General features: G+C 25.8%; 23 protein-coding genes. 5 read left to right on the top strand and 18 right to left on the bottom strand.

Annotated features, from left to right (window positions below; genetic code table 11):
- From ABUA17_RS04995 to ABUA17_RS04945, 11 genes are all read right to left on the bottom strand, one after another.
- On the bottom strand, positions 1 to 1,332 hold a 1,332-nt coding region (locus tag ABUA17_RS04995; RefSeq protein ID WP_349817872.1), incomplete at its 3' end, for an N-acetylmuramoyl-L-alanine amidase.
- A gap of 174 nt (positions 1,333 to 1,506) precedes the next feature.
- Positions 1,507 to 1,629, bottom strand: coding sequence for a hypothetical protein (locus ABUA17_RS04990; RefSeq protein WP_260457808.1), 123 nt, complete (start codon positions 1,627 to 1,629; stop codon positions 1,507 to 1,509).
- An 84-nt stretch (positions 1,630 to 1,713) separates the two neighbouring features.
- Entirely contained in the window at positions 1,714 to 3,120 is a 1,407-nt protein-coding gene (locus tag ABUA17_RS04985) for an aminotransferase class I/II-fold pyridoxal phosphate-dependent enzyme (RefSeq protein WP_055276202.1), read from the bottom strand.
- A 12-nt stretch (positions 3,121 to 3,132) separates the two neighbouring features.
- Positions 3,133 to 4,344: a M16 family metallopeptidase gene (locus ABUA17_RS04980; protein WP_042400259.1), complete on the bottom strand. Its 1,212-nt coding sequence runs from the start codon at positions 4,342 to 4,344 to the stop codon at positions 3,133 to 3,135.
- Positions 4,345 to 4,486: 142 nt separating this feature from the next.
- Complete coding sequence (scfB, locus tag ABUA17_RS04975; RefSeq protein WP_042400256.1) at positions 4,487 to 5,839, bottom strand: thioether cross-link-forming SCIFF peptide maturase; 1,353 nt, start codon at positions 5,837 to 5,839, stop codon at positions 4,487 to 4,489.
- A 309-nt stretch (positions 5,840 to 6,148) separates the two neighbouring features.
- On the bottom strand, positions 6,149 to 6,286 hold the full coding sequence (gene scfA / locus ABUA17_RS04970) for a six-cysteine ranthipeptide SCIFF (RefSeq protein ID WP_003371542.1): 138 nt from the start codon (positions 6,284 to 6,286) through the stop codon (positions 6,149 to 6,151).
- 242 nt (positions 6,287 to 6,528) lie between these two features.
- A complete protein-coding gene (locus ABUA17_RS04965; RefSeq protein WP_042400252.1) occupies positions 6,529 to 6,780 on the bottom strand; it encodes a hypothetical protein in 252 nt (83 codons plus the stop codon).
- 119 nt (positions 6,781 to 6,899) lie between these two features.
- Positions 6,900 to 7,076, bottom strand: a complete 177-nt coding sequence (locus ABUA17_RS04960) for a hypothetical protein (RefSeq protein ID WP_156327403.1) — start codon at positions 7,074 to 7,076, stop codon at positions 6,900 to 6,902.
- Positions 7,077 to 7,112: 36 nt separating this feature from the next.
- On the bottom strand, positions 7,113 to 8,012 hold the full coding sequence (locus tag ABUA17_RS04955; RefSeq protein ID WP_042400250.1) for a 3'-5' exoribonuclease YhaM family protein: 900 nt from the start codon (positions 8,010 to 8,012) through the stop codon (positions 7,113 to 7,115).
- 191 nt (positions 8,013 to 8,203) lie between these two features.
- A complete protein-coding gene (locus tag ABUA17_RS04950; protein ID WP_052330718.1) occupies positions 8,204 to 9,295 on the bottom strand; it encodes an acyltransferase family protein in 1,092 nt (363 codons plus the stop codon).
- 169 nt (positions 9,296 to 9,464) lie between these two features.
- Positions 9,465 to 11,612, bottom strand: coding sequence for a YhgE/Pip domain-containing protein (locus tag ABUA17_RS04945; RefSeq protein ID WP_042400247.1), 2,148 nt, complete (start codon positions 11,610 to 11,612; stop codon positions 9,465 to 9,467).
- Between the two features lie 361 nt (positions 11,613 to 11,973).
- On the opposite strand from ABUA17_RS04945, the gene ABUA17_RS04940 reads away from it, so the two are divergent.
- Positions 11,974 to 13,119 carry a DEAD/DEAH box helicase gene (locus ABUA17_RS04940; RefSeq protein ID WP_055276200.1) on the top strand — a complete coding sequence of 382 codons (1,146 nt, stop codon included), beginning with the start codon at positions 11,974 to 11,976 and terminating at the stop codon, positions 13,117 to 13,119.
- Between the two features lie 96 nt (positions 13,120 to 13,215).
- On the opposite strand, the gene ABUA17_RS04935 is transcribed toward ABUA17_RS04940, so the two are convergent.
- Together ABUA17_RS04935 and ABUA17_RS04930 are read right to left on the bottom strand one after the other, a co-directional pair.
- Positions 13,216 to 14,628: a sensor histidine kinase gene (locus ABUA17_RS04935; protein WP_172684723.1), complete on the bottom strand. Its 1,413-nt coding sequence runs from the start codon at positions 14,626 to 14,628 to the stop codon at positions 13,216 to 13,218.
- A gap of 97 nt (positions 14,629 to 14,725) precedes the next feature.
- Positions 14,726 to 15,394 (bottom strand): response regulator transcription factor, encoded by a 669-nt coding sequence (locus ABUA17_RS04930; RefSeq protein WP_055276197.1) that lies wholly within the window; start codon positions 15,392 to 15,394, stop codon positions 14,726 to 14,728.
- Positions 15,395 to 15,562: 168 nt separating this feature from the next.
- Between ABUA17_RS04930 and ABUA17_RS04925 the strand changes: the two genes are divergently transcribed.
- The 3 genes from ABUA17_RS04925 (at position 15,563) to ABUA17_RS04920 (ending at position 16,344) form a co-directional block, all read left to right on the top strand.
- Positions 15,563 to 15,796, top strand: a complete 234-nt coding sequence (locus tag ABUA17_RS04925) for a hypothetical protein (RefSeq protein ID WP_042400240.1) — start codon at positions 15,563 to 15,565, stop codon at positions 15,794 to 15,796.
- A complete protein-coding gene (locus tag ABUA17_RS18800) occupies positions 15,780 to 15,914 on the top strand; it encodes a serine hydrolase (protein ID WP_488259954.1) in 135 nt (44 codons plus the stop codon). The genes ABUA17_RS04925 and ABUA17_RS18800 overlap by 17 nt, the downstream gene beginning before the upstream one ends.
- Before the next feature lie 193 nt (positions 15,915 to 16,107).
- Complete coding sequence (locus ABUA17_RS04920) at positions 16,108 to 16,344, top strand: hypothetical protein (RefSeq protein WP_349817873.1); 237 nt, start codon at positions 16,108 to 16,110, stop codon at positions 16,342 to 16,344.
- A 47-nt stretch (positions 16,345 to 16,391) separates the two neighbouring features.
- Here ABUA17_RS04920 and ABUA17_RS04915 read toward each other — a convergent pair whose 3' ends face one another.
- A complete protein-coding gene (locus tag ABUA17_RS04915; RefSeq protein WP_055291183.1) occupies positions 16,392 to 16,796 on the bottom strand; it encodes a hypothetical protein in 405 nt (134 codons plus the stop codon).
- Between the two features lie 77 nt (positions 16,797 to 16,873).
- A complete protein-coding gene (gene trxA / locus ABUA17_RS04910) occupies positions 16,874 to 17,179 on the bottom strand; it encodes a thioredoxin (protein ID WP_042400232.1) in 306 nt (101 codons plus the stop codon).
- 176 nt (positions 17,180 to 17,355) lie between these two features.
- On the opposite strand from trxA, the gene ABUA17_RS04905 reads away from it, so the two are divergent.
- The gene (locus tag ABUA17_RS04905) at positions 17,356 to 18,870 is read left to right on the top strand and encodes a bifunctional metallophosphatase/5'-nucleotidase (RefSeq protein ID WP_055291181.1); all 1,515 of its coding nucleotides are present in this window, start codon (positions 17,356 to 17,358) and stop codon (positions 18,868 to 18,870) included.
- A 66-nt stretch (positions 18,871 to 18,936) separates the two neighbouring features.
- Here ABUA17_RS04905 and ABUA17_RS04900 read toward each other — a convergent pair whose 3' ends face one another.
- The 3 genes from ABUA17_RS04900 to ABUA17_RS04890 form a co-directional block, all read right to left on the bottom strand.
- Positions 18,937 to 19,764 carry an alpha/beta hydrolase gene (locus ABUA17_RS04900; protein WP_078061362.1) on the bottom strand — a complete coding sequence of 276 codons (828 nt, stop codon included), beginning with the start codon at positions 19,762 to 19,764 and terminating at the stop codon, positions 18,937 to 18,939.
- A gap of 161 nt (positions 19,765 to 19,925) precedes the next feature.
- The gene (locus tag ABUA17_RS04895) at positions 19,926 to 22,013 is read right to left on the bottom strand and encodes a sensor domain-containing diguanylate cyclase (RefSeq protein WP_055291179.1); all 2,088 of its coding nucleotides are present in this window, start codon (positions 22,011 to 22,013) and stop codon (positions 19,926 to 19,928) included.
- 231 nt (positions 22,014 to 22,244) lie between these two features.
- Positions 22,245 to 22,418, bottom strand: coding sequence for a hypothetical protein (locus ABUA17_RS04890; RefSeq protein WP_144266752.1), 174 nt, complete (start codon positions 22,416 to 22,418; stop codon positions 22,245 to 22,247).
- Positions 22,419 to 22,482 lie beyond the last annotated feature (64 nt).

Below are 22,482 nucleotides of genomic sequence, written 5' to 3'. Positions count from 1 at the left end.
TGAATAGCTTGTTCCTGCTCCACTTCTTACATTCAATGTATCATTAACTTTTATTGTTCCTGTTGTACTTGTAGATGGCGTTGTTATAGTATTGTTTGAACTTCCGCTATTGCTACTTCCACTATTTGAACTTGAATTGTTACTACTTGAACTTACTGTAACATAGTCCTTGCTAACATATCCATATCCGCTTCCATATTTTATTTTGTACCAGCTTCCACTTGTACCTACTATTTCAACCTTAGCTCCATTACTTAATGATCCTAAAACAGAATAATTAGTTCCAGCTCCACTTCTTACATTTAATGAATTACTTACTTTTACAGTACCTGTTTGTACAGTTTCTGTCGTTGTAGAATCTCCTGGCTTTTGTGTTCCTGAATTATTTAATATAACATTATTATTTAAATAATCCATTATTCCATTAACAATTCCTTCAGCAACCTTATCTTGATAACTACTAGAACTTAAATTTTGCGCTTCAGTAGGATTAGAGATAAATCCACATTCTACAAGACTTGAAGACATTGATGCAGTTTTAATAACCGCATAATTTGCTGTTTTTACCCCTCTATCAGTTGCATTTGTAGCTTGGATTAAATCATTTTGTATATCTGTAGCTAACTCCTTACTATCTTGTCTCGTTGAATAATAATAAGTTTCGATTCCTTTTGCGCTAGAATTTGTAGCAGAATTTTGATGTATAGAAACAAATACATCTGAACCTTCTTTGTTAGCCATATAAGTTCTATCAGTTAAAGATAAATATGTATCATCATACCTACTCATCTTAACTTCTACACCTTTAGCTTTTAACTTAGCTTCTATTTTTTTAGATATTTGCAAGTTAATTTCATCTTCAAGAACTCCATTTTGTACAGCTCCATTATCAACTCCACCATGTCCTGGATCAATAAATACCTTGTAGTAATCTCTATCTACATTTTTAACATTACTTCTAGCATAACTAGCTGTACTTATACCCTCTTCAGTTATACATACTTCTAGTATGTATACGGTATCCTCTGTTTGTTGAGATACAAAAGTACTACCTACTGATTTTCCAACAAGCTCACCATCTACTATTTCAGCCACATTTTCATTATATATAGTCCAGCCTTCATCTATTGGTAAATTAATAGCTTGTCCTACAGTTAAAACTAATCCATCTTCTAATACAATTTCTTCATCTTTATATTTTTCTAATAATTTAATTAGATCACTTTCAGATACATTATAAATTCCTTCTGCTTTTGCTATATGAGATGGAGTAATTAATATTCCCGAAAGTATTAATAAGCTTAATATCTTTAATTTATTAATGGTAACCACCTTGCTTTCTATTTACATATACATTTATTATACATATTTTTACGGCAAAATAAACCAACTTTTATTAATATTTTGCTATTATCCAATTTTTAATTGAAATTCTCTTATTTTTAATTTATAAATAATAAAAAATTACAATATATTTTTATCTATATTGTAATTTTATATAAAATATTATTTAATTTTTTCCCATGCTATCATCACAAACTCTTTACCTGTTTCAGACTTAATTAAATTTTCAGCTCTTTTAATTGCTTCAACTTCTTCTTTAGTTACATCTGCAACTTTATAATCCATAAACTCATCTCCTTTAAATGATATATTATAGTTTTTGAAATTTTAACTATAGGTATTCATTTAAATTTAAGAATTTATTTTTTACTACTTTATTACTTTTACTAACTCTTCCTCTATCCCAATCACAGTTTTATTATTTCTGATATATCCAAGCATGATTTCAACAGCTTCTTTTGATATTACTTCACCGCCACAAATTAATGGAATTCCTGGTGGATAAGGAATTAATGCTTCTTTTGAAATTTTCCCTATACTCTTCTTAATATCAACATACTCAAAATCTTTATCAAATACTTCATATGGCTCTAATACTTTTTCAGGAATTATACTATAATAATTTTGATATTGATTATCTACTATTAATGATAAATCTAATTTTTCAATTGAATTATAAATCTTTTCAAAATCTTTTTCTAAATTAAAAGGTGATAAAATTAATACTACTCCACATGCAAAACTCATTTCACATTGTATTTTCATCTTTCGTAAATAGTCTAACAATTTATGTCCACTATATCCTTTTGGCAAAGTTAATATATACCTACTTAAATCTAAATTATAACCCTGTGGTAAGTCTTCTTCTTTTAAAATACTTACTTTATTTAACGTATTAATTTTAATACTCCACTTATTTGCCAAACCTATTAATTTATCATAATCTTTTTCTCCATAATTATCTAAATAATATCTTGAATAATCTAATGATGACATTATTAAATATGATGGTGATGTTGTCATAAAAGCTTTTAAATAAAAATCAACATTCTTATCATTATTTACTAAAAGATATGAACCTTGAGTTAAGCTAGGCAAAGTCTTATGTGCACTTAAAACAATATAATCCGCATATGAAACTATAGATTTAGGCAACCTTTCACTTATTCCATAATGAGCTCCATGTGCTCCATCTATAATTATAGTCAATCCTCTTTCCTTCAAATCTTTTAATGTGTCAAAAATATCATATCCTATCCCAAAGTAATTAGGATAAGTTAATATTATTCCTCTTGCATTATTACATCTATCTAATGCTTTATATATTTCCTTTTCTGTTGGTGGTAAAAATAACCCTTTATCTTCATGAATTACAGGTTCTATATACTTTACCTTTAATTTTCTTAAAATAAGTCCGTTATAAACTGACTTATGACAATTTCTTTCTACTAAAACTTCATCCCCTTCATTAAAGGCATCAAAAATAGAAGCTAAATTTCCTGCTGTGCTGCCATTAACAACAAAATATGCTTTTTTAACCCCATATGTTTCTGCTAATAATTCTTGAGCTTCTTTTATTATCCCTTCTGGTGCATGAAGATTATCTAATGGATCAACTTCTGTAATATCCAAGAATCCCATATTTAATGCAAATTCTTTTCCTATATCATCTCTTAAAAATCCAATACCACTTTTATTTCCTGGCATTGAAAGAATAAGATTATTCTCTTTTTTATATTTTAATACTTCTTCTAATAAAGGTACTTTTTTACTCATATTTTCCTCTTCTTACTTAATTACTTGAACTGTCATATTATTCAATACTTTATTAGCTGTATCAATAATATAATCTATAGGCATTTTATCTAAATCTTCAGTTTCATCAATATATAACATACCATCTCCAAACATAGTATCATATGTTGATATTCCCATAGCTAATCTCACACTTTGCTCATTTGCAAATAATCTTTTTAGCCTAAAGCTCTTTATTAATTTCTCAATATCTTCTTTTTTTAATTTTTCTCTATAAGAATCAACATCTTTTATTAACTCTTTCACAATTTCTATTGATTTATCCACATTTTCATGTGCAGTACTATAAGTTATTTTATAAACTTTTATATATTCTTCGTTTGCTACTCTAGTTAATACATCATAAACTAATCCATGCTTTGTTCTTAATGTATCAAACAAAATTGAGTTTACACCTTCTCCAAAGTATTGATTAAAAACTCTTAATGCTTTTATTTCCCATTGATTTAATTCATTAATTGGAAATATAATTTGTACCTTTGCACTATTTATATCTTCCTTTTTATTTATAAATACTCCAGTCTTAGGATAATTAATTACTTCTTCATCTTCAGGAAGCTTTTCACTTCTCCAGTCAATAAAGCAATCTTCTACCATATCTCTAATATCTTCAAATTCTAAATCTGAAATAATAGTAATTGTTGCATTATTTGCACAATAATAATCATTAAAGAAGTCTATTGTATCATCTATTGTCATGTTATTTAATGATTCTTCAGTTCCTATAATAGGATACTTAAGTCTTCTATTATCCATACAATTATAATAAAGCTTATCCTCTGTGTATTGCTCTAAATCTTCATCCCATTCCTTAAGTTCTTGCTTTATTACTTCCATTTCTTCTTTAAAACCTTCTTCAGTAAATACTGGTTGTAAAAGAATATCTGAAAATAAATCTAATCCTTTTTTTAAATCTTCACTTAATAATGTTCCATAAAACACAACATAAGGATAATTAGTCATAGCATTTTGGAATCCAAATATATTGCTTAATTCTGTGTTTATTTGTTTTTCACTTCTTGTTTCTGTTCCTTTATAAACCATATGCTCAGTTACATGTGCTACTCCAAGCTTTTCACCATCTCTTGAAGCTCCTGCATCTAATGATATGCATATAGAACTTAACTCACTATTACTTTTTTTATAAATCAACTTTAATCCGTTATCAAAAATATACTCTTCCATTTATGTATCACCTCTTATTTTTTGCTTAAACACAAGCTATAAACTCTACGGCTTTATTCAATAATATTTATTAATATTATAAACCAATATATTTTAATAATAAACAATAAGGACAAGCAAATGCCTGTCCTTATTCGTTATCTTATTCAGCTTTAAGTGCTATTGCACATTCAATTCTCTTCTTTTGCATTTTACATCCTATTTCATAAGGAATATTCATATCTCCATTAAATGCAAAGTTATTTGATTGACATCCACCACTACAGTAGAATCTTGCCCAACATTCTCTACATTTTGGCTTGTTATAGATGTGAGCCTTCTTAAATTTCTTACCTAATTCAGCATCATAAGTATCATCATAAATGCTTCCTAGCTTAAATTCTTCCTTACCTACAAATTGGTGACATGGATAAACTTCTCCTTGTGGAGTTATTGCAACATATTCAAATCCTGCACCGCATCCTGAAATTCTTTTATAAACACATGGTCCACCATTTAAATCAATGTTAAAGTGATAGAAGTTGAATTCATCTCCTTCTTTCTTTCTTCTAGCCATTTCATTATATAGTTTATCATAGTTTTCAAATATTTCTGGTAAGTGCTCTTCTTTAAGCTCTAAGAAATGTCCTTTTTCTAAAACTACTGGTTCAATTGAAATTTCTCTAAATCCTTCATTTACCATAGCCTTAACATCTTCATAGAAGTCAGTATTAGCTCCTGTAAATGTTCCTCTTACATAGTAATGCTTAGATTTATCTCTCTTTTCAATCATTCTCTTAATATTTGGAAGTATATCATCATAAGAACCACTTCCATCAACTTTAATTCTTACATTATCATTAACTTCTTTTCTACCATCTAATGAAAGGATTATGTTACCCATTTCTTTATCCATGAAATCCATCATTTCTTCAGTTAAAAGAGTTGCATTTGTAGTCATAGTAAATCTGATATTCTTGTTCCAAGCCTTTTCATTTTCTCTAGCATAAGCTATTATTTCTTTAACTTTGTCCATGATCATTGTTGGTTCTCCACCAAATAAATCAATTTCAATGTTTCTTCTTGGACCACTTCTCTTTACTACGTAATCTATCGCCTTTTTTGCTGTTTCAACAGACATTACACCTTTATGTCCATTATACTCACCTTCATCAGCAAAACAATATTTACATCTTAAATTACATCCATGAATTATATTTAAACATACTGCTTTAATATAATCTCTATCATCCATTGATGAATGTGCTATATCTTCATATTGATCTCTTGAATATAATATATCTTCATCTATAAGCTCTAATAATTCTTCATAAGCTTCTGATATAGTTTCTTCACCATATTTAGCTCCAAATTCTTTTATAAGTTCTTCTTTATCTCTTAGTTTATTATCATCTACTAAATCGTAAACTAATTCGTCTACAATATGTACAGCCCCTGTATTAACGTCTAAAACAAAGAAGTTATCTCCTTGTTTAAATTTGTGTATTAAAGCCATTTCACAATTCCTCCTAGTATTCTTTTTTATTAATACGCTCTTTCTCGCGATTACAACCTAATAATTCATTTAATCCTAATATCAATTAGATAAACTCAACTTCCACATAATTATAATAAAACTCCTTATCCTCTTAACTAGATAAGTACATCTTGTGTAATTTCTACTAACTAAATCACAGATTCCAATTCAAAGGAAACTCCTTCTCCCTCCAGTCGAATGAGTAAATTCGGTTAACTAAATCACAGATTTAGAACCTCATTTATAAAGTTAAGCAGTAACTAGTAAATAGTTACTGCTTGTCCTTAATTAGTTTTCACACTCTAAGTTAGCAACTGTGCAAGAAGTTTTGCAAGCTGATTGGCATGAGTTTGCACATTCTTTGCAACCTGGTTTGCAAAGACTGTTTTTGATGTTTGTCTTATTGATTGTTTTTATGTGTTTCATGTCGAATCCTCCAATAAAAAAAATATACCGTGGTAATTATAGCACAATTTTCTATGGTAATAAAGCTATTATTTTCCCATTCAAAAATGCAACTATCTCACTTTCTTATTATAATATAGCAACTTTAAAAAAATACCAAATAATATTTTTTATTAAATTTAAATAATAAAAAAGCATTTACTATTAATTTACTTACATTATAATAAACAAAAGTAAATTAATAGTAAACACTCTTTTATTTTCTATAATGATGTTTCTTTTTTTATTTCTTCTATCATATCATCTTCTGACATAGTTTTATCATCATATGGATTATAAATATCATTTAAATATACTGTGTAATATACATTTTTACTTTTCTTTTCTTTCTTCTTTTCGCCTTGATTACTAGCTTTTTTATCAATATTATTTTTAACTAATACCCCAGCTGCAACTGATGCCACAACTGCTGATAGTGCTCCAAAAATAATCTTCTTATTGTTTCTTATACTCATACTCTCCACCTCACTATTATAAAAGATTATATCCATATTAATTATCCAAGTCAATTTATAAATTAGTTAATTTTTCGTTACATAATTAAAACTGCAAAAATACATTTTTTATCTAATATCTACTTATTATTTTGCCCAAACTTCTCTCTTTCTATATCTATATTATCCTTTAAATCATTAAAATTATTTTTATTATTAGACTTAACTATACTTTCAACATTTACAATGGAAGTATTGCTACTTTCACTTTCTACAAATATATCCTCTTCATTTAATTTATCCTTAAATCCATTCATGTTACCATCTCCTTTCCTTATAATAATTCTATATCACTATAAATATAACTTTGTTTCAATCCTTCTATCATATTCTGACCAACTTCCAGCTTCTGTTTTTTCCTTTATTTGTTCTATCTTATTCATAGTTGCATCAATAGAATCGGCAGAATTAAGAATAAAAGATTCCTCCATTCTCATTTCCCTAGGTGATCCATACTCAAGTTTTCCATGATGCTGTACTATACATCCTTTTATTCTTGTAATAAAATCCTCACTATAAAAACCAGGATTATCATTAAATGCTTTTTCTATCATCTGTATTCCTATTACTATATGACCTTCCATTTCACCTCTTAATGTATACTTAAATGGTCCATCATAATATAATTCATATATTTTCCCTATATCATGTAACTTTGCTGCCAAAATTGCAATTTCTTTATTTCTACAATTATACCTTTCACAAAGCATAATTGTTAAATACATTACTCCTAATGTATGCTCTGCTAATCCCCCTATATAGTTATGATGCATTGAAACTCCTCCAATGGCTCTTTTAAATTTTTCTAAGAAACTTTCATCTTTAAAGAAATAATCATTTAAAGCCTTTCCTTCTCTTGAAATTATATATTCATCTGTATACAATTCAATTTCAGTCATTATATCCTCTATATCCCTTTTTACTGTAGGCAAGTAATCTATAGCATTATACTCTTTTACCAATGCATATTTTTTAACTTCTAAGTTAACATCTCTCTTACCCTCTATTTCTATAACCTTTCCTTCAATAATATCTCCTGTTTTATTTGGTATAGTTGCTTTTATTTCACCTGTTTTATCTGCTAAAATACATACTACTTTACTTGTATCCCTAAATATTACCCTCATTACCATCAATGATATTTTTATTTCTGTACCATTTTTGATATCTTTCAAAAATACTTCCTTCTTCATTTGTTAATTCCTCCAAAGACTATACTCATCCTATAACTTAGTTTAACCTAAAAAATACTAAAATATTTTCCTAACTTATCATCTAATATTCATAAAGTTATTTTTTTATATAATAGAAACCCATATAGATTAGACACTCCTATTTGCCTAATCTATATGGGTAATTTTATTTTTATATTCATCTAAAGTAGTTATTTCATTCCAAGTAATATTCCTATATATCTTGTTCTTTTAATTATTTCATATAATCCAAATGTTATTAAAACCGATAACAAGTTTATTATAATTATAGAAAACCATTGTGGAAACATTAATGGTAATATAAAAAATGCTAATGTTAATAAAATAGTTTGATGCATAATATATACTGGAAATGACGCTTTATTTAAATACCTTAATAATTTATTTTCTTTATTCATATATTTTATTCCATAACCAACTATAGTTATGATAGCCGTAATTATCATAGAACATTTAATTCCATTTTCAGCTATATTCTTTAAGATACCTATTTCCATGTTTCTTAAGCTTAAAAAATATCCAAGTCCTAATATAATAATAATTCCATTTGATATTGCAAATGTTCTTCTATATTTAAAAATAGCATTTATATAATCAATATCACTATAAGTAATATATCCAAATAAGAACATTAAAAGATTTAAAATTAATCCCTTTCCACCAACCCCTGGTACCATTTCTGCAATAAAAGTTAATGCAATAACTATAAATAAACCGTATTTACTTAAAATAACATTTTTAATTTTGTTCATTACTTTCTTTCCACCAATAAGCTTAAAGCATTTAATAATACTAACACCAATTAATGAAATCACAAATAAAAATAATATGAACCAAAGGTGTGCAGGTGTGAAACCTCCATCAAACCCCATGAAATCACTTACATTCGTAAAGAACATTTTCATATGACTAAAATAGTTTATATTACTTTCACCTCTCCAAAGTCTAGCTAAATAAGTTTGAGGAGGTACTATTACTATTATTCCAAATATAAATGGAAGTAATAGCTTTTTAGTTCTTTCTTTTATGTATTCAAATTCACTTCTTCTTTTAAGAGCAAAATATGTTGATGCCCCAGCTAAAAAGAATAATAAAGGCATATACCAAGAAAAAGTTAATAGTATAAATATGTTAGAAAAAATATTACTTTTTTCTGTTTTAATATAAAAATCTCCAAAGTCTGTAAATATTGCTGATGTATGATAAATAAACAACATTAATATGCATATGTTTCTTATCCAATCGATTTCTTTTCTTCTCATAAATTCTCCTTAATTTTATGAATATTTTGTAAACGTAATATATACTACTTTTATCATACTTTTTAACTATTTACTACTAATTTTTTTTGCTTACTTTGTACTTATATAATAATAGGCAATGTATTAAAATCAAATACATCGCCCATTATTATATAAAATACTTATTAACTTATTCTCCAATACCGCTCTTTTCAATACTTTCAGCAAATCCATGTAATAATTTATTAATTGGTTTCTTTAAGAATAATGAAATTAATATAAAGATTGCTCCAAATATTAACAGAACAACTATATCCTTAACCAATACACTTTGAACTACTCCACCTATAGATTCTCTTGCAAGTGAAATCGCATAAGTGAAAGGTAAAAATGGATTAATTGCTTGGAAGAACTTTGGTGTTAATTGAATTGGGAATGTTCCTCCTGAACCACCTATTTGTAAAACTAATAGTACAATTCCTAATACTTTACCTACATTTCCAAGCACTGAGCATAGTGAATATAATATAAATGTAAATATAATGCTAGTAAATACACTACTTAATACAAATAAAGCCGGATTTACACAATATATTTTTAAAACATATAAATCCCCTAATGATACTATTATCGCTTGAATTATTGCTATTGTCATAAATAACAACATTTTTCCAAAATATTGTGATGCTGCAGAGTATTCACCCTCTGCTTCAACAGTTAGCATAGATGCCAATAATAATAATCCTACCCATAATGATAATACTGTATAGAAAGGTGTCATTCCTGTTCCATAGTTACCCATTGGGAATAATTTATTTTCTATAATATTAACAGGATTTGATAAAAAGTCACTTCTTGTATCTACATCACTCTTTAAATAATTTATAAGCTCTTTAATATCTGTACTATCATTAACACTTCCTATTTTACTTATTAAATCATTAAGCAAATTTTCAGCTTCTGGAAGTTTTGATTTTACAAAATCAATCCCCTCGATACCCTTATCAGCACCTTCATAAACAGTATTCATAATATCTGTTACTTGTGGTAATTTATCTTGTGCTTCTTTTAATACTGATACTACATTATCTGCTACAGTATATGCATCATCAAAAATAGTATTAATTTTATTAGTAATATTTGAATCAAAGTTATTATATAAATCATTTGTAATATTACTTACATCATTAGTAAATGATATAACGTTATTTAATAAACTTAAATCTGGTGTTCCACCATTAGCTATACTATCTTTAACTGTATTTAACGCAGTAATTGATTTATTTATTGCTCCTTGAACGTTTGTTAAGGTATTAATAATATCATCAAATTTTCCTGGATTAAATTTATTCATAGTTTCTAATATTCCAATTAATGATTCAGCACTCTTATTTATGCTATTTAACTTTTCTAAAATACTATCAACTATTTCTGGTGCATATGCTGATCCTGAATTAATTGCATCAACTAATGCACTTGTATTTGTAGAAATTTCATTTGCAATTTCATTTAATATTTTTATATCATTCTTTATTACAGGTGCAATATTATTTAAATTACTTTTTGAAGTACTTAAAAATTCTTCTAAATTTGTACCTAACTTTTGTGAATTTTCTAATGTTTCAGTTATTAAAGGAATATCATTTTGAATATCTGAAATTAATGTTTTTAATTTATCAGCTCCATCTCCAGCTAAATTTACAACATCATTTATATTAGAAAACTGACTTTGAACCTCTAATAATTGATTATAAATATTATTTAATCTAGGAAGCTGATTTTCTAATTCAGTTCCTAAATCTTTTCCTACTCCAAAGATTGCATCACTTGCAGTTTCTACAACTGCTTTACTTACCTTTTCTTGTATAGCACTTGCTCCCTTATCTGTAAGCTTAGGCGCAATTGCATTTATCTTCTCATTTACTGTATATATTATATTTCCTTTTTCAATATCTTGTGTAATTATAGATGTAAGACTCTTTGAAAAATCCTCTGGAATTGTAATCATGGCATAATATTTGCCTTCTTCAACATTTTTAGTTGCTTCTTCTTCACTTACAAACTGCCATCCCATCTGCTTATTATTTTTCAATTCATCTACAACATCATTTCCCAAATTAACTTCTTTACCATTTAAAGTTGCCCCTAAATCTTTGTTTACAACTCCTATCTTAATTCCACTAGTAGCCGATTCAGCATATGGATCCCAAGATGCTTTGATATTAAACCAAGCATATAAAGATGGTAGTATACATAATGCTATAACAACAATTAGTGCACCATAATTTTTAAAGATATTTTTCATATCATTCTTATAAATTTTAAATGCATCCTTCATCTCTTTTTTCTCCTTTGTATTTGACTTTCACTTACTTTATTATTATATTATCACTTTGGTACTAAAATTCAAGTTTTAGTTTTCTAAATATATTAATACTGTTTTTTAATTAAAAATGGCTATATAGTTGTAAGTATACGTATACTCCCAAAAATCTTTTTAATTTTTTTAACAAAAATTAAACATTATCTTAACATTTTATTCATTTTTCCTCCATTTTTTACCTTGTTAATTTTAATATATTATTATTATGTACTAATTATTTAAAAATCACTTTATATTTAAAAAAATAAATTTCTATACTTAAATTATTTTTAGTGTATACTAAAATAGATAATTATTAATAACCGAGGAGAATAAAATGAATATGTCATTTAATGAACTTAATTTAAATACAAACATAATAGAAGGATTAAAGCTTCAAGGGATAACTTCACCTACAGAGGTTCAAAAGCTTACTATTCCAAAAGCTTTAGAAAATATAGATATAATAGCAGAATCTCATACTGGAAGTGGTAAGACATTAGCTTATTTATGCCCTATTTTTCAAAAAATAAATACTGATAAAAAAGAAATGCAAGCTATAGTTTTAGCTCCTACTCATGAATTAGTTATGCAAATAGATGCACAAATTAAATTACTTGCAAAAAACTCCAATATGAATATAACTTCATTAACAATAATGGGTGAATCAAATATTGAAAAACAAATAAAAAAACTTAAAGAAGTAAAGCCACATATAATAGTAGGTTCTGCAGGAAGAGTCTTAGACTTAATTAAAAAGAAAAAAATAACTGCACATACTATTAAAACTATAGTTATGGATGAAGCTGACAGTCTTTTAGCCAAAAATAAATCTACAATAATTAAAGATATTATTAAAGCTACTATGAGAGATAGACAACTTATGTTCTTCTCTGCAAGCATAAATCCTACATCTTTAGATATAGCTAAATCACTAGTTAAGGATGTTGAGATTGTTAAATCAGCAGGAACTTCTGTATTAAATCCTAATATTTCACATATGTATATAGCTTGTGAATTTAGGGATAGATTTGAAACACTAAGAAAATTCTTAGCTGCTGAAAACCCAGAAAGAGCTATAGTATTTGTAAATAATAGTACTGAACTTCAAAATATAAATGAAAAATTAGATTATCATAAGGTTAAATCTACTGGAATTTATGGAAATGCTTCTAAAGAAGAAAGACAAAGATCTATCGAAGCTTTTAGAAATGGTAAATTCAATGTTTTAGTTTCATCTGATGTATCAGCTCGTGGTCTTGATATTCCAGAGGTTACTCATATTATAAGCATGGATTTCCCTGCAAATCCAGATGAATATTTACATAGAGCTGGAAGAACTGCACGTGGTACACTTTCAGGAAATTCAGTATGTATTGGTACTAGACGTGACTTAGAAGCTATCAAAGCTTACCAAAAAGCCTTTAAAATAAAATTTAAAGAAATGAGACTATATGGTGGTAACTTAATTCCTGTAAAATAATACAAATTTATTTTTACTGTAATTAATATTACTTTCTTTAATCATAAAAAAATAGATATTATATTAAACAAAATATAATATCTATTTTTTTAATTTTTATTCCTTGTAAATAAATTTCATTTTAAAAATTACTGAATTTTCTCCACTTTCTATAGTATAATCAATATTTTCATGTTTATCTAAAATAGTTTTTACTATATAAAGCCCTAATCCAGTTCCACCAGTTTTTCTATTTCTAGATTTATCAACTCTATAAAATGCATTAAAAATTTCATTAATTTGATTCTTTGGTATTGAAACACCTGTATTTTCAACACTTAGTTCCTCTTTAGATAAATTTATTTTTATACATTCATTGGTTGGGGAGTATATTATTGCATTTTTAATAATATTCATTATTACCTTTTTAATAAGCTTTTCATCAGCAATTATAAAAATGTCTTCATCTATTTTAGTAATCAAGTTTAATTTCTTTTCATCAATAAAATATCTTAACTCTCTTAATATACTTTTGATAACATTACTTAAATTAACATTTGAAAAGTTATATTTAAATTCACCATTTTCCCTTTCACTTAAATGTAAAATTTCTTGAACTAATTCACTCATTTTTTGTGTAACTTCATATGATTCTTTTAAATATTTATCTCTATCTTTATATTTTCCAATATTATAAAGCATTCCTTCTAATTGCCCACTTATTATAGTTATAGGCGATTTTAACTCATGAGAAATAGTAGCAACGAATTCTCTTCTTTCTTTTTCTAGTTTTCTTTCTATCTCAATTTCCTCTGTAAGCTTAGAGTTCATTCTTTCTAACTCTTCAAAGGATTCTTTTAAATTCTTATTCATTAAATTTAAACTATTTGAAAGCTCTCCTATTTCATCCTCACCATTAACTTCTATAATATTATCAAAATCTAAATTAGCCATTTTTTTAGCAACTTTATTAATCTTTATCAAAGGTCTACTTATTAATATTGAATAAAAACTTGAAATAGTAAATGCTATGATCACTATTGCAAAAATAGCAAATGGTAAAAATAGCGCAATACTATCACTTGCTTCATTTTCTGGACTAACTGGGAAATGTACAATCATATGATATGCATTATTTAAACTTTTAACATAAACAATCTCATCAATATTCAAACTTTCATTCTTACTAATTAATCCATACACAAATTTATCTGTTGCAATACTACCACCCAAATTAATATCATTACTATATTTCTGAAAACTTTTAAATCGTTCATATTGTACATGACTATATAAAAATGGAATTTTATTGGGTTCATTTGCTCCTTCTCTAAATGATGAATAAATAATTTTATTTATTAAATTATTCTCATCTTTACTTACAAGCAAAATATCCAAATTATTTTTATAAGAAAACTCATCAAGAAGCTCATTAATATCTATATTTTCATCTTTTTCTAATTGAGATTTTAGTTCTCTTATTTTTTCATTTATATTATTTACTTTATAAACCTCATAAACTCTCGGCATAAAAAAATACATACATATGTATAGTAAAGTAAATGAAATTATTATAATAAGACTACTCCACAAAAATATCTTTTTCTTTATGCTTAAATTTCTCCATTTACTTTTCAAGAACATATCCTACACCCTTGATAGTTTTTATATAATCCTTCTTTATTTTCTTTCTAATATTTTTCATGTGAGCATCAATAACTCTAGTATCACCAAAATATTCATAACCCCATATTTTTTCAATTAATTTTTCTCTTGAAACTACCGTCGGATAACTATTTATCATTAACTTTAATATATTAAACTCCTTTAAAGTAAGTTCAATTTCCTCATTATCAATATAAGATTTAAAAGTTTGTAAATCTAGTTTTAATCCCTCGAACTCTAATATTGTATCCTCTTTTTCTTCTTTTTGTTTTCTTCGTAAAACAGCTTCTACTCTTTTAATCAATATATTAAATGAAAAAGGCTTGCTAATATAATCATCAGCTTTTAAATCAAATCCTTTTATCTCACTTTCTTCATCCCCTAATGCTGTTAAAAAAATTATTGATACTTCTTTATCTAAATTTCTTATCATTTTACATAATGCATGCCCATCAAGCCTTGGCATCATCACATCTAAAATCACTAAATCATATTTATTTTCTTTGAACTTTTCATAACCTTCAACACCATCATTTGCTACATCAACATCATAATCTTGTGAAGATAAAAACTCTACTATTAATTCCTGTATTTGATTATCGTCTTCTACAACTAATATTTTATAACTCATATTTTCCTCCATATCTTTTTCACTTATTCTTTATAATTTTAGCATACTACCCTTAAAATCTTCTTAAATTCATTCAAATTTCAATTATTAATCCATATATTTCAGGTTATTTTAAGGTTCGAGATTTAATATAAATATATATAATAGCAATTAAGGAGATATCTATTTATGTTTCACAAAAGAAAACCTAAAAAAACATTTTTCATATTTAAATATAAATTTATATTATTAAGCATATTATTATCTTCTTTATGTTTTTTAAGCATTATTACAATAGAATTTGATTTTACTGATTTTGATAATGAAGAAACTACCTTTGCCTTGTCTACGTCAGAAAATTTAACTAAAAGTAACTCATACTCATTTTTAATACCTTCTGAATGTCTTGTTAGCTATTCATGATGTTGGAATAATCCTTAGTGATACCCCTTATATTTTAGTTATTTATACTAATGAACTTACTGACGCTGAGGAAAAAATAGCTCAAATTTCAAAAGCAATTTATTATAATTATAATTAGCTTTATTACAAAATAATAAAAGTAGCTTATACATAATAAAATTCTCTGTTAATATAATTATCTTTATTATATAATTTTCCTATAAGTTAATTTCCAAATTTTGTTTTAAGTAAATTAACTTATTTCTATGAACGAAAGTGAATAGTGAGTTTCACTTAATATAAATATTTTAATTTTATGAGGTGATTATAAAATGAGTAATAAAAAGAAGGTTAAAATTAGCCCAGCTCAAAAGAGAGCAGATAAATTTTTATACTGGGGTACTATCATAGGTTTAATATTAGGAGTATTAATAGGTAGTATTATATTTTTCATAACAGATAACATGTTCTGGATTGCATTATGTCCTATAATATTTTTATTTTTAGGATTAGGCCTAGGCTCATTTCTTGGTAAAAATAAAAAAGCAATAAAAAACACTCATAATTAGATATAATAAAAGGTGCTTACATAACTTACTTAAGCACCTTTTACTTATCATTTATTCGCTTCATTTTTATCTTCTATCTGTTTTTGTTCTTCATTGCTTGTATTACTTTTGTTTTTCTCATTATCATTAGCTTCACTTATTAAATTACCTGTAATATCTTTTATAGACTTAAACTTTTCCATAATTGTATCATATCCACCACATAATATTAACACTACTACCAATGCATTTATAAATAGCCTATAATAACATTCAACACTCATTTCTATACTTCCTGTAGTTGTTTTTACAATTACTAAATGAGCTACTGCTAATATAAATGTATACAGCTTAGTAGGTATCTTTTTTATTAATGGAAAATCTTTTGTGGTAAATACTATTAATTCAACTGCTACTAATGTTCCTGTAAAAGATGAAAGGAAATTCTGCGTCAAAAAATCAGTTATTTCCATACTAAATATACTCCTCTTGAATTATACTTTCTATATAATAGTAAAAGATAACTTTTAGGAATTATCTAATTTATTATTTATTTCCCTTGTGATATTAATTTTTTAATAACACTTTTAGGTCTAAAACCTGTTAATCGATGTATAAATTGTCCATCTTTTAATAATACTAATGTTGGAATTGACTTAATATCAAAATAATTAGCTAAAAACTGTGAATTATCCACATTAACCTTTACAATCTTTATATTTTCATCTTCACTATTAATTTCTTCTAATAATGGTGAAAGCATTTTACATGGTCCACACCAATCTGCATAAAAATCTACTAATACTAGTCCATCTTTAACCTCATTTGCAAACTCTGCTTCATTTATAACCTTCATTTAAACTCACCCCTATTGCTATTTCATTATTTGTCTTTAATTAATTATATTCAAGTCACTAAATAATGTTAATTTTAATATACTAATTCTTTTATAATTTAAAGCTACTATCTAAAATATAAAAATATGCTATAATCATAATAATTATATACTTACTAAAGAAGAGGTGCTTATTAATGAAAGATTTAAAAATTTATTTTACATCTGACCTTCACGGATATGTTTATCCAACGGATTATGTAAATACAACCGAAAAAAATATTGGAATATTAAACATAATTAATTCTTTTGAAAAAGATGACAATACTTTAATAATTGATGGTGGCGATACTATTCAAGGTTCTCCATTCACTAACTATTTAAGCAATACTGATTTTGATGTACATCCTATTGCAACAATTTTTAATGAAGGACAATATGACTTTGTAACTTTAGGAAATCATGATTTTAATTATGGTAAAAAATATTTAAAAAAATATTTAGATAATTTAAATGCAAAATGCGTTTGTGCAAATGTTATAGATAATACTGGCGAACTACCTATCCAACCTTATCAAATAAAAACTATGGCAAATGGTTTAGAAGTTGGAATTTTAGGAATTACTACAGATTTTATAAATAGATGGGAACGTCCAGAAAACATTGAAAATATTAATATTACAGATACCTTTGATGCTGTAGCAAAATACTTTGATGAAGTAAAAACTAAGTGTGATTTAATTATTGGTGTTTACCATGGTGGCTTTGAAAATGATTTAGAATCTCATGAGTTATTAAGCACTACTAAAGAAAATATTGCATTTAAACTTTGTAAAGAATTTGATTTTGATATTTTACTTACAGGTCATCAACATATTCCAATAAGTAACAAAACTATTTTTGGTACTCATATAGTCCAAACTCCTCACAATGGAAGCAAGTTTGTAAAACTTAATCTTACAATTGATGATAATGGTTCAATAAATATTATATCTTCATTAGAGGAAATTAAGCTTAACCCAAATAAAGAAATGTTTAATAAATTCTTACCTTTAGAAAATAAGGTTCAAGAATGGTTAGATACACCTGTTGGTTTTTTAAGTACAGAACTTCAACCTGGTGATCGCCTTGAAATGGCATTAAATGGTTCACATTTAGCTAACTTTATAAATCAAATTCAACTAGAAACAAGTGATGCTGATATTTCTTGTACTGCTTTTGCCAATGTTATACATGGATTTAATAAAAATATATCAGTTAGAAACATTTTATCTACTTACCCATACCCTAACACATTAGTTGTTTTAGAGGTTAATAGAGAAATATTAAAATTAGCACTTGAAAGAAGTGCAAGCTATTTTAACAATGATAATGGCAACATTTCAATATCACAAAGTTTCTTAAAACCAAAACTAGAACATTATAATTATGACTATTTTGCTAATATTGAATATACTTTCGATTTAAATAAAGAAGTTGGAAATAGAGTTGTTTCTATAAAATATAAAGGTGAAGAACTTAACTATACTAAAAAATTAACTTTAGTTATGAATAACTATAGAGCAAGTGGTGCTGGTGGATATGAGTGCTACGACAAATGTAAAGTAGTGAAAGAAATAGTGCTTGAAATGCCTGAAATTATTATTAATTACTTTAAAAATAATCCTAATGTAACTGTTGATACTACTAAATATATCACTGTTAAATACTAATAATAAATTTTCTTAAATACAATAAAAACTACTACATATATATCTGTAGTAGTTTTTATTATATTCTTATAATGTTTTAATCCATTGACATGCCAAATTAAACCAACTTGCTATATGACTATTTATATGTTCACTTCTACCATTCATAGCTGTAATTTCTTCACAAAGACCTAACCCATGTACTCCACTTGGATAAATATGAAGTTCAAATTGAACTTTATTAGATGCTAAAGCATTTGAAAATAATAATGAGTTTTGAACTGGAACTGTTCCATCATCAAATGTATGCCATAAGAATGTTTTTGGAGTTTCAATAGATACTAACTTCTCTAAAGAAAGGTTTTCTCTACTTATTTCAGCTTCTTTTTCCCCTAATAAACTATCAAATGAACCCTTATGAGCAAATTCACCACTTGATATAACTGGATAACATAAGATCATTGCATTAGGTTTAACCTCTTCATTTTTTATATCTAAATATTTTTCAATAATTTCATTATTCCACAATACTCCTAAACTACCTGCTAAATGTCCTCCTGCCGAAAAACCACAAACTATAACTTTTTCAGTATCTACATTCCACTCTTTTTCTTTTTCACGCACATATCTAACTGTTTCTGCTAATTCTAATAATGCAGTAGGATATCTTACTGGTGCTATACTATATCTTATTACTACAGCATTGAAGCCTTGTGCTACAAATTTTAATGCAATTGGCTCTGCTTCTCTATCTGAAGTAAATTCATATCCCCCACCAGGACAAATTATAATTGTTTCCCTTTTTTTATTTATATTTATTTCTTCACTATTTTCAGGTATATATGCACTTATAATAGCTTCACTATTTTTTAATTTTCTACTAATATCCTTTATTCTTAACTTCTCATATATCATTTCTCTTCTCCTTAAAAATATAATTTCTCTATATTATTCTACTAGTAATAATTTACATATACAACATTCTATATTAGTGATAAAATACCTTTATTTATCTACTTACCTCTTCAATAATATAATAAAAAGGAATAGTATAATCACTATTCCTTTTTTATGTATTACCAATAAACAACTATATTTTTCCCTAAATTTTTTGCTTTATATAAAGACTTATCTGCTAGCGCTATATTTTCTTCTAAAGTCATGTTTTTAACATCAAACTTTGCAACCCCAATACTAACAGTTATATTAATGTATTCATCATTATTAATTTCAATACTCAACTGCTCTATTCCTCTTCTAACCCTTTCTAGAGTATCTTTGAAATTATTGTTTCTATTTTTAAGAATAATAATAAACTCTTCCCCTCCATATCTTCCAACAATATCTTCAGGTCCAATTAGATTTCTTATTAAACTTGCACTCTCAACTAAAACTTTATCTCCTATGATATGTCCATAAACATCATTTATCTTTTTAAAATTATCAATATCCATCATAGCAATGTAATAATTTTCACATTCATAATCTGATCTTTCTTTTAACTTATTTATATTTTCTATAATCTTACGTCTATTATAAATACCTGTTAGTGAATCATAATTTGCATTATAATGAACTTTCTTATATAAAGAAGAATTATCTAAAGCTATTGCAATATATGTAGATAATATTTTAAAAGTACTTAAGTCACTTAAATCAAATGCATTTTTTTCATACTTTTGAATACATAAATCACCAACAACTTTATCTTTTATTATCATTGGAACAAACATCAATGATTTTGTAAATTTTTCAGCTCTCCAATTAAATTTTTCTTTAAGATATTTGTCATGATCATCTATATATCTATAATATTGATTTTCTACATCATTAATAAGTATATCTTCTTTACGTTTAATACTATAACTTGCAAATCCACCATCACATATATCAACACTATTAAGGTTAATTATTTCATCTTCTTCTATTACTAATTGATATTGATATGTTTTTGTTTCTTCATTATAAACTATAATTTGAATAATATCATAATTTAAAATATTTTTTATTTCCTCGGCAATAACCTTAAATATATCTTTTTTATTAAGATTTGATATTATATTTTGTCCTACTTTATAAATAAGCTGATTTTGTTCATATAACATTTTATAATTTTTATCTAGCATATTTTTTTTCTGTTCATCTAAAACAGTAAAAATTGCTTTTTCTTGAATTTTCCTTAATTGCTTTTCAATTTCAATCCACTTTTCTAAATAGCAATATGCTTTTTCATATTCTTTTAATCCTTTATAAGCTAAATTATAAATATTATACATAATTTTAATATTAGTTAATTCTCTATCTTCTAATACCTTTTTTTCAATGTTATTTAATCTTTCTATTGCTGATTGATATTTTTCATTAATTACATCTATTTTGCTTAAATAAATTAATGATTCACTATCAAACTCAACATCTTCAATCTCTTGACGTTTTTTGCTAACCTCTAATAACATTTCTTCAGCTTTTTTAGTTAAACCCTTCTTTATGTAAATCTTAGCTTTTTCTAATAGCCAATTTAAACTATAATGAGGATGTTGTAATGCTAATTTTTCAATATGATCAATATAGTATAAGGCGTTGTCTAAATTATTGATACTTTGCTCACAAATTGCTCTATTTAAATATATGGCTACTTTATTTATATCAGTTCCAATCCATGGAAGCTGCTCTATTTGCTCTAAAATTTCAATTGCTTTTTCGTATTCTTCTATTACAATATATACACCTGCTAAATTACCTTTAATGGTAATTAATAATTCAATATTATTAGCTTCTTCAGCTAATTCCATTGCCTTAACTCCCCATTGTATTGCCTCTGCATATTTATGTTGCATACACTTACTACCTATGAATCCAGTAATTACCGATATCATTCCATTTATATTATTATTCTTCGCAAAAATTTCATATGCTTCATTAAATAACTCATCAGCATTTTGATATAAATCTTCTACAACATATATTTTTCCTAATTTATATAAAGTCCATGAATAAACATCTTCAAGATTGTTTTTTTTAGAAAATATAATTAATTCATTTAATACCTCTTTAGCTACTTTATTATTAAAAAAGTTTATCTTATTAATTATAACTTTTACATAACTCTGATCATTTCTTAACCTTTCAAACTCTTCCTTAGATACCCTATTATCAGTAATCATATACGTTAATACTCCCTTACTAGTTATTGATTTCTTGTAAGTTTATAATAATATTTATTTACTCCAATTAGTTATTCATCTTCTAATTATACTATAAATGGATTATTAAAAAAATATTTTACTAATACTAAATTAATTATTTGTATTTCAAACAATACTTAAATAAAAACATTAAATATAAAAAAACAACAATTATTGTATTTAATCAATAGTTGTTGTTTTCATTTGATACTATTTTTTATTAAATTGTAATTTATACACTATACTATTATCATAAAAAAATGTAAACCATAAATAATTTATAAATAAAATGAACCATAAATAATTATGTGTTACAAATCCTTTAAGACCTATTAAAGATAATAGCCCCAAAAATCCTAAATATTTATATTTTTCGTAACTCATGCTATACCCCCTAATATAATTTATTTAAATTATACCATATAATCACGGATATATTTAGCACTTA

It is taken from the genome of Clostridium sp. RTP31139st1_H3_RTP31139_211217, assembly GCF_040227035.1.
GTDB classification, from domain to species: Bacteria; Bacillota; Clostridia; order Clostridiales; family Clostridiaceae; genus Clostridium; species Clostridium saudiense.
The sequence above is the reverse complement of the archived record's forward strand: the minus strand, read 5'-3'. Positions and strand labels throughout refer to the sequence as shown.